At 38.8% G+C, this 12,638-nt stretch carries 12 protein-coding genes; 3 read left to right on the top strand and 9 right to left on the bottom strand.

What is annotated here, in order from left to right; translation table 11 throughout:
• Positions 1-13: 13 nt before the first annotated feature.
• The 4 genes from BT797_RS14670 to lexA all read right to left on the bottom strand — a co-directional run bounded on the left by BT797_RS14670 (position 14) and on the right by lexA (position 3,616).
• Entirely contained in the window at positions 14-2,065 is a 2,052-nt protein-coding gene (locus BT797_RS14670) for a chemotaxis protein CheA (protein WP_075472600.1), read from the bottom strand.
• Between the two features lie 2 nt (positions 2,066-2,067).
• On the bottom strand, positions 2,068-2,430 hold the full coding sequence (locus tag BT797_RS14665) for a response regulator (protein WP_075472598.1): 363 nt from the start codon (positions 2,428-2,430) through the stop codon (positions 2,068-2,070).
• Positions 2,431-2,439: 9 nt separating this feature from the next.
• Positions 2,440-2,727: an STAS domain-containing protein gene (locus tag BT797_RS14660; RefSeq protein ID WP_045108652.1), complete on the bottom strand. Its 288-nt coding sequence runs from the start codon at positions 2,725-2,727 to the stop codon at positions 2,440-2,442.
• Positions 2,728-2,992: 265 nt separating this feature from the next.
• Positions 2,993-3,616 (bottom strand): transcriptional repressor LexA, encoded by a 624-nt coding sequence (gene lexA, locus BT797_RS14655; RefSeq protein WP_045108651.1) that lies wholly within the window; start codon positions 3,614-3,616, stop codon positions 2,993-2,995.
• Positions 3,617-3,813: 197 nt separating this feature from the next.
• On the opposite strand from lexA, the gene plsB reads away from it, so the two are divergent.
• Positions 3,814-6,249 carry a glycerol-3-phosphate 1-O-acyltransferase PlsB gene (gene plsB / locus BT797_RS14650; protein ID WP_075472596.1) on the top strand — a complete coding sequence of 812 codons (2,436 nt, stop codon included), beginning with the start codon at positions 3,814-3,816 and terminating at the stop codon, positions 6,247-6,249.
• A gap of 117 nt (positions 6,250-6,366) precedes the next feature.
• On the opposite strand, the gene ubiA is transcribed toward plsB, so the two are convergent.
• Positions 6,367-7,227: a 4-hydroxybenzoate octaprenyltransferase gene (gene ubiA / locus BT797_RS14645; RefSeq protein ID WP_045108649.1), complete on the bottom strand. Its 861-nt coding sequence runs from the start codon at positions 7,225-7,227 to the stop codon at positions 6,367-6,369.
• Positions 7,228-7,245: 18 nt separating this feature from the next.
• Positions 7,246-7,878, bottom strand: a complete 633-nt coding sequence (locus tag BT797_RS14640) for a chorismate--pyruvate lyase family protein (RefSeq protein WP_244534199.1) — start codon at positions 7,876-7,878, stop codon at positions 7,246-7,248.
• A 138-nt stretch (positions 7,879-8,016) separates the two neighbouring features.
• Here BT797_RS14640 and BT797_RS14635 point away from each other — a divergent pair, with 138 nt between their 5' ends.
• On the top strand, positions 8,017-8,415 hold the full coding sequence (locus tag BT797_RS14635; RefSeq protein ID WP_045108648.1) for a flagellar basal body-associated FliL family protein: 399 nt from the start codon (positions 8,017-8,019) through the stop codon (positions 8,413-8,415).
• An 88-nt stretch (positions 8,416-8,503) separates the two neighbouring features.
• Here the strand turns inward: BT797_RS14635 and hldE are convergent, their stop codons facing one another.
• From hldE to glpE, 3 genes are read right to left on the bottom strand one after another with little or no spacing between them, the layout of a single operon-like run.
• Positions 8,504-9,925: a bifunctional D-glycero-beta-D-manno-heptose-7-phosphate kinase/D-glycero-beta-D-manno-heptose 1-phosphate adenylyltransferase HldE gene (gene hldE / locus BT797_RS14630; RefSeq protein ID WP_045108647.1), complete on the bottom strand. Its 1,422-nt coding sequence runs from the start codon at positions 9,923-9,925 to the stop codon at positions 8,504-8,506.
• A 17-nt stretch (positions 9,926-9,942) separates the two neighbouring features.
• Positions 9,943-10,791 carry a rhomboid family intramembrane serine protease GlpG gene (gene glpG, locus BT797_RS14625; protein WP_045108646.1) on the bottom strand — a complete coding sequence of 283 codons (849 nt, stop codon included), beginning with the start codon at positions 10,789-10,791 and terminating at the stop codon, positions 9,943-9,945.
• Between the two features lie 8 nt (positions 10,792-10,799).
• Positions 10,800-11,120, bottom strand: coding sequence for a thiosulfate sulfurtransferase GlpE (glpE, locus tag BT797_RS14620; RefSeq protein WP_045108645.1), 321 nt, complete (start codon positions 11,118-11,120; stop codon positions 10,800-10,802).
• 133 nt (positions 11,121-11,253) lie between these two features.
• Here glpE and waaA point away from each other — a divergent pair, with 133 nt between their 5' ends.
• On the top strand, positions 11,254-12,558 hold the full coding sequence (waaA, locus tag BT797_RS14615) for a lipid IV(A) 3-deoxy-D-manno-octulosonic acid transferase (RefSeq protein WP_075472594.1): 1,305 nt from the start codon (positions 11,254-11,256) through the stop codon (positions 12,556-12,558).
• Positions 12,559-12,638: the final 80 nt, after the last annotated feature.

Below are 12,638 nucleotides of genomic sequence, written 5' to 3'. Positions count from 1 at the left end.
CCATATCTCCTATTTAAGCAGCAACATGTGCCCGCAGGCCTTGTATTTGGCGTCGTTCATTCGTGACTTTTTTAACCATATCAGCAATATCTAAAATTAAAGCAACCGTTCCGTTACCTAAAATAGTAGCGCCGGATACACAGCTCACTTTCATAAAATTGTCTTCTAAATTTTTAATCACCACTTGCTGTTGCGCTGCCAAATCATCAACTAATAAACCATATTTATTATTGCCATGTTCAACAACAACTAATAGTCCATCGGTAATACACCCTAAGCTAGTTTCATGGTTTAGTACTTGGTAAAGTCGAATAATAGGAATAAATTCATCGCGTAATTTAAAGACCTCAGTTTGGTCCGCCAACTTAGTCACCATGCCATCTTTCAGTTGCAGTGACTCAATAATTGACATAATAGGTAAGATATACGTTTTATTACCTATTTCTATTAATTGACCATCCATAATAGAGAGCGTTAATGGTAAGCAAATCGAAAATAGACAGCCCTCTCCATCATGAGACTCAACTTTAATATCACCACCAAGCGATTCAATATTTTTCTTCACCACGTCCATGCCGACACCACGACCAGAAATGTCGCTGATCGTTTCGATGGTTGAAAATCCTGGCATAAAAATTAACTCATCAATCTGACTATGACTATAATGCTGATCTTGATTAGTAATGCCTTTTTCAATCGCTTTGGCATGGATTTTCGATCTGTTTAACCCTCGACCATCATCGCGGATCTCAATAATAATTTCGCCACCTTGATGAAATGCTGTGATCCCCAGACAAGCAACGTCACTTTTACCGGCACATTTACGTTCTTCGATGGTTTCAATGCCATGATCTAAAGCGTTACGAACGAGATGTATAATTGGATCAGTAAGTTTTTCAAGCATAATTTTATCTAGCTCCGTCTCTTCACCTTGCATCCTAAGCAGTACGTTTTTACCTAATTTCTCACTTAGATCTCTTACCATTCTAGGTATACGATTAAGGGCAAATTGGATCGGCAGCATTCTAATTTTCATCACACTATCTTGCATCTCACGGGTATGTTGAGATAACTGAACAAGGCCTTTTTTTAATTCTGGTAGTTTCTCAGCAGAAAAATTATGACCAAGCTCACTAAGCATCGCTTGAGTGATCACGAGTTCACCAACCATGTTAATTAACGCATCAACTTTATCAATTGATACCCGAATTGAATTTCTTTCAGTCGAGGGTTTATTTGTTATTGTTTTCGATACAACTTGGGTTATTTCGGGGTCAGCCAAACAATAATCTGTATTAAGACATTCAGCCTTGGAGTGAGGGAGAGTATTGGAATGTATAATGGTAATTTTTGAGTCATCTTCAACCCACTCAAATGCTTCTTTTATTTGCGACTCACTGATGTCGCTAATTAATTCTAGTTCCCAGCTAACATAAATATCTTCTGGTAATAACGCCTGCCATAATGGGAGTTCGGTAATCTTAGGGGTTACTTTTAACTCACCCATATCCTGTAATTCAGCAAAGATTAAACGAGGCTCATTGCCTTGCTTTAAAATATCCTGGCCCGGAATAAAGTTAATTAACCAAAAGCTATAATCTCGTGCACTAACAGCCAACTTAGCAGACTCAGTAACAGGCCTTTCATTATCATTCGATAATGCTTGTTGATTTATATCTAATTGTAACAATTGGTTATATTTACATTTAATCTCTTCTGCACTATTAGGGATTGATTCTGAATCACAGGCTAATAGTTGGATCCACTCTCTTAAACAATCAACAGTTTGTAAAAACAGACTAATATGCCTGTCAATAAGGACTAATTTTCCTGCACGCAAATCATCAAGTAATGTTTCTGCGACATGGGTAAATTCAGTGAGTTCATTAAAACCAAATGTGCCCGCCCCTCCTTTGATGGAATGAGCGACTCGAAAAATAGTATTAATGACTTCGCTATCAACTGAGCCAGGAGATAACTTTAGCAGTTCGGCTTCCATCACCTCTAACCCTTCGACACATTCTTCAATAAATACATTCTGGAATTGTTTAAGATCGATATCCATTCTTACCCCAATACTTTTTGCACGGTAGCAATGAGTTTTTCAGGGTTAAAGGGTTTCACTATCCAACCTGTCGCGCCAGCAGATTTACCATCCATCTTTTTGTCACTGCCCGATTCGGTGGTTAACATTAAGATAGGGGTAAATTTATAAGTTTGTTCATTACGTAGTTGCCTAATTAAGCTAATTCCGTCCATACGAGGCATATTGATATCAGAAATTATAAGATCAAAGTGTCCCGTTTTAGCTTTTTCTAATCCATCCACACCATCAACAGCGGCATCCACATGATAACCAGCCTGTTTTAGGGTGAATTGAACCATTTCACGAATGGATACCGAGTCATCGACAGCTAATATTCGTTTCATTAGAACACCTCATACTGATACGTAATTAAAATAAGATTCAAACCCCAGCGCTTTAACAACGGTAATAAATTTATCGGACGGTGATAGAAAGACAAGGGTCGTGTTATGTTTCATTAAATGCTGAGCATAAGCATAAAAAAGCTGGCAAGAGGAACTGTCTATATGAGTAACATTACGCGCATCAAGTACTTGAGAGTGAATGTTAAGAGGAAGCTTATCGAGTGTAGCTTTGAGGTCCGTGATCGATGCAATATCAATCTTCTCACCTAAATCCACGGCAATAGAGTGCTGTTCCATAATAACGAGTCCTATATTTACGCTAACGTATCATCAAACAAACTTAATTGTTTTTCTAACCAATCATGAGTATAGAAAAGGATTAAATAAATAAGCAGAAGATGATCAGAACTGTGATGTTAAAGCAAGATTTGAAAATTATGTCTAAATTTCAATATGGTGATCGGGTAAAGAAGGATAGATAGATAGATAGATAGATAGATAGATAGTCAATAATAGGGTTATTAACTATCTATCTTCAAGTACGATGGGTAATAAGGTGTGATTACATCCAATCGGTATTACGAATAATGCCGACTGCGACACCTTCAATATCAAAACTTTGGAAATTTAAATCAACACGAATTGTGCTCATTTCGTCATTTTCAGGATGCAGTAAAATTTCATTGTCCTGCTGTTCAAAACGCTTAACAGTAACTTCATCGTCAACACGTGCAACAACAACTTGGCCTTTACTGATATTTTTAGTTTTATGTACAGCTAATAAATCGCCATCCATAATCCCTATATTACGCATACTTTCACCACGTACACGCAGTAAAAAATCTGCCGTTGGCGTAAACATTGAAGGGTCAACATTATAGTGTGCTTCAATATGTTCTTGCGCTAAAATTGGCTCACCGGCGGCAACCTGCCCAATTAAAGGTAAACCACTGTCATTACTGGCTTCGTCAGCATCAACCAACAAACGAATACCGCGAGAAGTACCCGCAAGAATTTCGATATGGCCCTTTCGTGCTAATGCCTTTAAATGCTCTTCTGCAGCATTAGGTGAACGGAAACCAAGTTCCTTAGCAATTTCAGCTCGGGTAGGTGGCATACCAGTATTTTTAATATGTTGTTTAACTAATTCAAATACTTCTGCTTGTCTTTGTGTCAATGCTTTCATCATGAACCCTAACTGGTTTTATATACAGTTTCTTGTAATTATATACAGTATTATCAAGTTTGCAATATAAGCCTTGGGTATATCTGGATAATAATGAATTAATCGTTTGCTGGCGCTGAAACACAGATTTATGGCTACACATCTGATATTATTGAAGTAAGCACTCTCGCACTTTAAATAACAGAATGATAACACCTATGCAACAAACACCGTCAATGTTAAGTCGAAGTTTCGTTAACGGCTTAGTTAAATCTCAGTACGTACCAGATAACCCCGTTGATGCGTTAAATCTAGATTTAGCACGTCCTATTGTTTACGCTTTAAAAACTAAATCGATGACCGATCTCGTTGCATTACAACGAGCTTGTAAAGAGCTAGGGTTGCCCGATCCGCTAACACCAATCAAAGTTAACGGGGTCATTATTCCCAGTTATGTTTGCTTAGATAACCCAGCGCCACTCTTCGGCCGAGTAAAAGATACCGACGTATTTTTTGACGAATTTCAACAGCTATTACGTTTACACAAAGATGATAAAGCCCTTGATATTCAGTTAATGCCAGTGGCATTGTTCTGGGGACGCGCACCCGGTAAAGAAGGTCAAATACCACTACTGTCATTAGCAAACAGTATTTCACCAAGCCGTTTACGTAAAACAATCATTGTGGGTCTTAATCGCAAAGATAACTTAGTCCGTTTTAATAAACCTGTATCACTACGTTTCATGGCCGATCAGCATGGCACTGATGAAAAACTGGCGCAAAAATTAATTCGTGTCGCCAAAATCCACTTCAGTCGTCAGAAATTAGCAGCCTCAGGTCCTAAACTACCGAATCGCTATCAACTATTTGAGCAACTGCTACGTAATCCAGAAGTTAAAAAAGCCATCCAAATTGAAATCGCAGAACATAATATTTCAGCGAAAAAGGCGGAGAAACGTGCCAATGATTATATTGATGAAATTGTCAGTGATTTTTCTTATAAACTAGTCAAAAACACCAGTAATTTTCTGGGCTGGTTATGGAATAAAATCTACAGTGGGATCAAGGTAAATAACGCAGAACAAGTGCGTAAACTTGCTGCTGATGGCCATGAAATTGTCTTTATGCCTTGTCATCGTAGCCACATGGATTACTTACTTATTTCTTATGTGATTTACAATGAAGGTTTGATCCCTCCACACATTGCCGCTGGTATTAATCTTAACTTCTTCCCTGCAGGCCCTATGTTCCGTCGTGGTGGTGCATTCTTTTTACGCCGGACGTTTAAAGGCAATAAACTTTACGCAACTATCTTTAGAGAATATCTAAGTTTGTTATTCTCGAAAGGCTATTCTGTTGAGTTCTTTACCGAAGGTGGCCGCAGCCGTACAGGACGCTTATTACCGCCAAAAACAGGTATGCTTAACATGACCTTACAAGCGATGTTAAGAGAGCAAAGCCGACCAATTACGTTAGTGCCGGTATATCTAGGCTACGATCATGTAATGGAAGTAAGCACCTACGTAAAAGAATTATCCGGGGCTAACAAAAAGAAAGAAAGTCTATTCCAAGTATTTGGGATCGCCAAAAAGCTTAAAAATTACGGCCAAGCATTTGTTAACTTTGGTGAACCGATCAACCTTAACCAATATTTAAATAAGCACGTTGAAAACTGGCGTGATGACATGAATATGCCGGTTGAAGAACAGCCTGAATGGTTAAATCAAACAACACGTGACCTTGCAAATCAGGTGATGGTGAATATCAATAGTGCCGCTGCGGTAAATGCCTTAACTATTTGCGCATTGATTCTACACGCAGCCCCACATAAAGCTTTAAGCCGAGAAATTTTAGTTCAACAAATTGATAGTTACTTAAAACTACTGCGTAATAACCCGTATAGTGAATTCAGTACCTTGCCTGAAAACAGTGCAGAAGAAATCGTAGATCAAGCAATCTCACTGAAAAAGTTCACCGTACGTGAAGATAGCTTAGGACAAATGCTATCGATGTCATACGAGCAAGCCGTACTATTAACCTTCTACCGTAACAATATTTTGCACCTGTTTGCACTGCCGTCATTAATTGCAGCAATTGTGACTGAAAAGCCACAGACAAACGTAGATGAAATTAACGCTAAAGTTCGTCAGCTTTACCCGTTAATTAAAGCGGAATTATACTTGAAATATTCAGACCATGAATTAGATGATTGTATCACTGATACGTTAATTGAGATGCAGACACAGGGGTTAATCGTCAATAGTGACAGTGTCATTATACCGGTTAACGAACACTTAATGTCACTGAGACTACTTGCTGCAAGCATCCAAGAAACACTACAACGTTATGCGATTGTACTGACCGTATTAGAGCATAACCAAGTCATTGAAAAGAGCCAGCTCGAAGATCGTAGTCAGTTAATTGCCGAACGTTTATCATCGCTAAACGGTGTGAGTGCGCCAGAATTTTTTGATAAGAAAGTGCTCGCTATCTTTATTAATAAACTCCAAGAACTGCACTATTTATCAGATGCAGGCACTGCCACAGCCGATAAAATTAGCCAGTTAGCGAATATAGTCAGAAGCTTAACCACGCTTGAAGTGAAGCAAACAATCTCGGATGTAATGCTTAGTCAACAATCTAACGATACCTAACTAAGCTTCATCGGTGAGGATATTTAGTTAGATTAACGATAGATCCTCAGCATTACATATCGCGAATAATAAAAAAGGAGCTTAGGCTCCTTTTTTATTATGTTACGTACATAAACCCTACAAGTAACTTAAAAATAGACTCGCAAAAATAATCATACCGACATAATTATTATGTAAAAACGCTTTAAAACAAGAATCTCTATCACGATCTACGATCAACTTTTGTTGATAAACAAACAAGCCTGCAACGAGTATTAATCCCACAAAGTATACCGCCGGTAATACTAATAACCAGCCAAGTATGCCAAGGCATAATAATGATGACAATTGTAATAACCCTACGATCAATTTATCTTTTTTACCAAATAAAATCGCGGTAGATTTAATGCCAATTTTTAAATCATCATCTCGGTCAACCATGGCATATAAGGTATCGTAAGCAACAGTCCATAAAATATTTGCCACAAATAATAACCATGCATAACTCGGTACAGTATCTAGTTGCGCCGCAAAACCCATCGGAATAGCCCAACCAAATGCCATACCTAATACAACTTGAGGTAGATGGGTATAACGCTTCATAAATGGATAGCACGCGGCAAGGCCTACCCCCACAAACGATAATAGAATCGTCAATGTATTCATGGTTAACACAAGTAAAAAAGCCAGCAAGGTTAAGCAAAAGAAAAATATCAACGCTGCACGGCTTGATATACGCCCAGAAGCAAGCGGCCTATTTTCAGTGCGTTTTACATGACCATCAACATGCCGATCAGCAAAATCATTAATGACACACCCCGCCGCACGCATTAAAATAACCCCCAATGTAAACACGAAGAGCACATCTAACTTAGGGAGCCCTTCAGCTGCAATCCACAGCGCCCACAGCGTTGGCCACAATAACAGCAAGGTACCAATAGGCTTATCCATACGAGTAAGCTGTATGTAATCTTTCATTTTTGATGTCATGAACGACATAGAGTTAACGTCCTTTTATTATTTATACGCTAAGGCATCAGGTAAAAACACTTCAGAAACAAGTAATGACTGCCCACCTAATAGAAAACACGAACGACGCCCGAATAACGATGTTTTAGGAGCAGATGAAAACAGATGAGACAATGAATATACTTTACTGTGTGAATGAAATTCAGCTATTTCAATTTCACTACGTTGCATATCTGGTGCGCTAAACAATACGCTACCTAATGAACGATTCCCTAACTGCTCCAGTTCACCACCTGGTGCAGTTAGCGTATTTAACGGGATAACGCTACGCGCAAAGACCCAAGGTACGCCATCAAGTTTTAATAGTACTTCACGAACAAAACCTAAGTTATCTGTTAGGTTTAATCTAATCTTTTCATCGTCGGATAATTGATAATGGCCTTCAGCTAATATTTCAACCGTAAATGTCTGACAATGTTGCTTCAATCTAGCAGTTAATGACCCCGTATCAACGAGCCAATCATAAAGATTCGCAGATAGTTTTTCTTCTAATATAGTTGGCCACAACCACTTCGAATCACAGCCAATAGGATAGTTTAGTAATGTCTGCTCACTCGTTTGTGTATTTTTTATATTGTCTGACATATTATAAATTACTTTTTCAACAACGAAATCAGGCATAATTATCTGCTATTCAGACCAAGATTGTAAGCAAGGACACAAGTTGTTAACTGATTTATTTAATTAATCATTTGAAAGTGAGTATACTGACCCACAACGACCCTATTTTCACGCCCCATTTAACTAAGGATACGGTAAATGAAAAAATTATTCTGGCTCTTGTGTATGATCACGGCCTCACTATCTTCCACTGCCGTATCTGCTAACGATAAACCTGTGTATATTTATTTCGGCCTAGAGCCCGATATTATTACAAACTATATCAGTGAAACAAACAAAATTGGTTTCATCAGCGTCTCTATAGAATTTATGCTGGCAGATAAAAAAAAATTAACTGTGATTGAAAAACATGAGCCCTTGATCAGAGATAAAATAATTTCATTATTAGGTCAGCAATCACCACAACATTTACGCTCTCTCACAGGCCGAGAAGAGGTCAGAAAAATGATCCAAAATGAAGTGAACAGCTTACTAAAACAAGAAAGTGGTGAAGCCGTTATTGAGAACCTATTATTTACCAAATATATATTAATGTAATCAAAAAAGGAGTAAGCCGCCAAGCCTACTCCTTTATCAATTTACATCACGAATACAATCAGCTAGTCACCCATGTATTTAAATAGCATTAACTTTTAATCGCATTAATGATCGCAGTCGTAGAGCAACCATCTTCGAATTGTAAGATATTAACTTTGCCACCATTCGCCAGCACTTGTTTATGCCCAGCGATCTCTTCCACTTTGTAATCACCACCTTTAACTAATACATCAGGTAGCAATTCAGAGATTAAACGCTCTGGTGTTTCTTCAACAAACTCTACAACCCAATCAACGGCACCTAAGGCAGCAAGAACTGTCATACGGCGGTCACAAGTATTGATCGGACGACCAGATCCTTTTAAGCCACGTACAGAAGCATCAGAATTAACCGCCAAAATTAAACGTTGCCCCAGTTTACGTGCCGAATTTAAATAAGACACGTGACCCGCATGCAGAATATCAAAACAACCATTAGTCATGACAATCTCTTCGCCACGTAACTTAGCTGATTTAACCGCAATTTTTAACTGTTCTTCGCTTAATACGCCAAACCCACTTTCATGAGAGCCGTAAACAGAGTTAGCTAATTCAATCGGACTTACCGTCGAAGTACCAATTTTAGCAACGACAACGCTTGCCCCCGCATTTGCTAATGCGCAAGCTTCTTCGAGTGATGTACCCGCAGATACAGCCGCCGCTAATACTGAAATAACAGTATCGCCAGCACCTGTCACGTCATACACTTCTTGCGCTAATGCAGGAAGGTGAAATTCATCTTGCTCAGCTCGAATTAAGGTCATGCCTTTTTCACTACGCGTAACTAATAACGCTTCGAGATCATATTCAGTAATTAATTTTCGGCCTTTATCAACAAGGTCTTGTTCATTCTTACAGTATCCAACAACCGCTTCAAATTCCGATAAATTTGGCGTTAACAAGGTCGCACCACGGTATTTTTCAAAATCACAGCCTTTTGGATCAACAAAAACTTTAACGCCTTGTTGCTTTGCTGCTTGGATCATTTGTTGCACTTCAACCAAGGCACCTTTGTTATAGTCCGATACGATCATGACTGAATAATCCGAAAAATTATCAATCGTTTTGGCGACTAAAGGTTGGGTATCGACTGCCGCAACTGATTCTTCAAAATCTAATCTAATCACTTGCTGACCACGGCTTAATACACGTAATTTAGTGATCGTTGGATAATCATCTAATTGCAAAAAATCACAAATAACATCAACAGCATTCATTTTCCCGCATAGCGCTTGTGCAGCTTCATCATTACCCGTTAAGCCTAAAAGTTTTGCACTAGCGCCTAAAGCCGCAAGGTTAAGCGCAACGTTAGCGGCACCACCAGGGCGATCTTCAACATTATTCACTTTAACAATAGGGACTGGCGCCTCGGGAGAAATACGACTCGAATCGCCCGTCCAATAACGATCTAACATTACATCGCCAACGACTAATATTTTTGCATTGTTAAAGTCAGGTAAAATGATTTCCATTATTCTCTCGATAATTTCTAATTAGAAGATTTAAATTTATGGTCTAAAAATGCTTGGCCACAACCAACCATTAAACCAAGTACATGTGCAGCGTTAGCAACATTAAAACCAAATATTGGGAAAAAGCCGAGCACAAGCCAAACCAGCATAAAACCAACATAAGGCTTGGGTAAACTAATACCCTGTGTTGGCGCTAACCAACCAGTCCACCAAATATAACCGACCAAGGCATAAACCACACCCGATAAACCACCAAAGTTAGGTCCTGCTAATAAAAACTGACCGATATTGGGTATTAACGCAGCAACTAAAAACAACAGTAATAATTTTTTACTGCCCAGCTTATTTTCAATTTGGCCACCAAGATACCACCACCATAATAAATTAAATACTAGGTGCAAGACTGAAAAATGCATGAGCGCAGGGGTGAATAAACGCCAAACCTCACTCAGTGAGCTAATACTTAAATCAAAAGGAAAATGCAACGCAGCATAGATAAATTCATTTTGTGTCAACATGCTAAAATACATCGCTGCAAAGACAGCCACACTCAAAATAAAAATAGTGAGGGTCACTTTACCGGCATGCACTAAAAAGTTGGACAACATATTACCCGAAGCATAACTAAAATTTGCCGTACGCGTATCAGCGACATCCCAAGACGCGGCTTGGTATTTATCTTGATAAGGGTCAGCCAAAAACATATCGAGTTCTTGTGATGCAACTTCAACATGGGTCATCGCGGGTAGACAAATCGCAAACCCGTCTTCTGTTTGTGCGACTTTCGAATCAATTTTTTGCACTGCTAAATAATCTACAAAAGCCTGCGCCATACGTGGATTATTAATTACACCAATCTCAATCATGCTATTACCTATTTTGTCACAAACGCACATTCTCGACGCCAAGCTTCAAACCCACCGTCCATGCTGTATACGTTTTCAAAACCTTGTTCCACTAAATATTGCGCCGCACCTTGGCTACTACGGCCATGATAACAAACAACCACAACAGGCACATCAAAGTCAGTTTGCTGCATGAAGTTACCTAACACTGAGTCAGTGAGATGCAATGAATCTTCAATATGTCCATCAGTAAATGATTGAGGGTCGCGAATATCGACAATTTTAACACCTGTACTATCACTGATTAATTGTTGGACCTCATTAATTGAAATATGTTTAAAACTATCCATGCTACACCTTAAATATAATTTTTTTCGTTCTATGATATCCGTATTAAAGATTAAATTTAATGATTCAAGAACGAACTATTAGTTTATGATGATATTATCACATTGCTCATATTGATACAGAAGGGAATACCAGATGCTTAGCCGCTCACTTTACACCGCGTTACTTTATGCAACTTCACCCTTGATATTTTCTCTACTGTTAAAGACAAAAAAAGGTAAACCACCGGTTGGGGAGCGCTGGAAAGAGTTTGTAGGTATCACACCGGAATTAGCGCAATCACAGCAACCGATCTGGATCCATGCAGTTTCGGTAGGAGAGGTTATTGCAGCCACCCCCATTATCAATGCCTTGCAACAACACTACCCTGAACAACCATTACTCATTACGACGACAACGAGTACTGGTGCAGAGCGTGTTGCGGCCTTAACAGGTAACATCGAACACAGATACTTTCCTGCAGATTACCCTTGTGCGATAAAGCAGTTTATTAGCCGCATGAAGCCAACACTTTGTTTAATTATGGAAACCGAGTTATGGCCTAATATGCTGACTATTTGTAACGATGAAAATATTCCAACTATAGTCGTCAATGCACGATTATCAGAAAAATCACAACAAAAATACCAACGGTTTCAATCATTGTTTTCATCGCCATTACAAAAATTGACCCATATTTTATGTCAAGATGAAAATGATCTACGCCGTTTTAAAACGTTGGGGTTAAGCCAAACGCAGCTTTCTGTCACTGGTACCGTTAAATTTGATATCCAGTTCTCAGATACCATCATCAATCATGGCTTATCACTGCGCGAGCAGTTTGGTAAACAACGCCCTGTCGTCATCGCCTCAAGTACGCATAAAGGTGAAGATGAAATCGTGCTTGCCGCATTTGAAAAAGTAAAACAACATCATGATGCATTATTAATATTGGTACCACGCCATCCAGAACGCTTCGATGATGTTGCGACACGCTGCTTAGATAAATTTCCACACACACAACGACGCAGCCAAACTAAAGCGACAGATAATCTAAATAACATTGACGTTTATTTAGGAGACAGTATGGGTGAGATGCCAATTCTACTCGCTGCCAGTGATATTTGCTTTATGGGCGGAAGTTTAATTGGGGATAAAGTCGGTGGACATAACTTATTAGAACCTGCCGCATTATCAAAAGCATGTATCACAGGTCCAAGTTATTATAATTTTGCTGACGTAACAGCTCAATTACTTGTATGTGATGGGGTTGCGGTCGTTAATAATGAGCTTGAATTAGCCAATAAAATAAATGAATTGATGACACAGCCAGAGATTGCAGTGGTCATGGGACAACAAGCAAAAAGTGTCGTAGAGAAGAACAAAGGCGCATTAACCAAGATTATGCAAAAACTAACCTTTTACATCGACCAAACACTCAGTCAAGCTAATACAAAATAGTGTCTATCGTCAATATGGTTTATCTTTTCACGAAATAATCAGCGATAAGAAAAACCATATTGCATACTTACACAGTCAAT

This window comes from Moritella viscosa, from assembly GCF_900120065.1.
Classification (GTDB): domain Bacteria; phylum Pseudomonadota; class Gammaproteobacteria; order Enterobacterales; family Moritellaceae; genus Moritella; species Moritella viscosa.
This window is presented reverse-complemented; position numbering and strand designations above follow the sequence as displayed.

What these genes read in the sequence shown, in the direction of transcription:
- BT797_RS14670 (WP_075472600.1), bottom strand. Translation starts at nt 2,065, where the DNA reads ATGGATATCGATCTTAAACAATTCCAGAATGTATTTATTGAAGAATGT.
- BT797_RS14665 (WP_075472598.1), bottom strand. Translation starts at nt 2,430, where the DNA reads ATGAAACGAATATTAGCTGTCGATGACTCGGTATCCATTCGTGAAATG.
- BT797_RS14660 (WP_045108652.1), bottom strand. Translation starts at nt 2,727, where the DNA reads ATGGAACAGCACTCTATTGCCGTGGATTTAGGTGAGAAGATTGATATT.
- lexA (WP_045108651.1), bottom strand. Translation starts at nt 3,616, where the DNA reads ATGAAAGCATTGACACAAAGACAAGCAGAAGTATTTGAATTAGTTAAA.
- plsB (WP_075472596.1), top strand. Translation starts at nt 3,814, where the DNA reads ATGCAACAAACACCGTCAATGTTAAGTCGAAGTTTCGTTAACGGCTTA.
- ubiA (WP_045108649.1), bottom strand. Translation starts at nt 7,227, where the DNA reads ATGTCGTTCATGACATCAAAAATGAAAGATTACATACAGCTTACTCGT.
- BT797_RS14640 (WP_244534199.1), bottom strand. Translation starts at nt 7,878, where the DNA reads ATGCCTGATTTCGTTGTTGAAAAAGTAATTTATAATATGTCAGACAAT.
- BT797_RS14635 (WP_045108648.1), top strand. Translation starts at nt 8,017, where the DNA reads ATGAAAAAATTATTCTGGCTCTTGTGTATGATCACGGCCTCACTATCT.
- hldE (WP_045108647.1), bottom strand. Translation starts at nt 9,925, where the DNA reads ATGGAAATCATTTTACCTGACTTTAACAATGCAAAAATATTAGTCGTT.
- glpG (WP_045108646.1), bottom strand. Translation starts at nt 10,791, where the DNA reads ATGATTGAGATTGGTGTAATTAATAATCCACGTATGGCGCAGGCTTTT.
- glpE (WP_045108645.1), bottom strand. Translation starts at nt 11,120, where the DNA reads ATGGATAGTTTTAAACATATTTCAATTAATGAGGTCCAACAATTAATC.
- waaA (WP_075472594.1), top strand. Translation starts at nt 11,254, where the DNA reads ATGCTTAGCCGCTCACTTTACACCGCGTTACTTTATGCAACTTCACCC.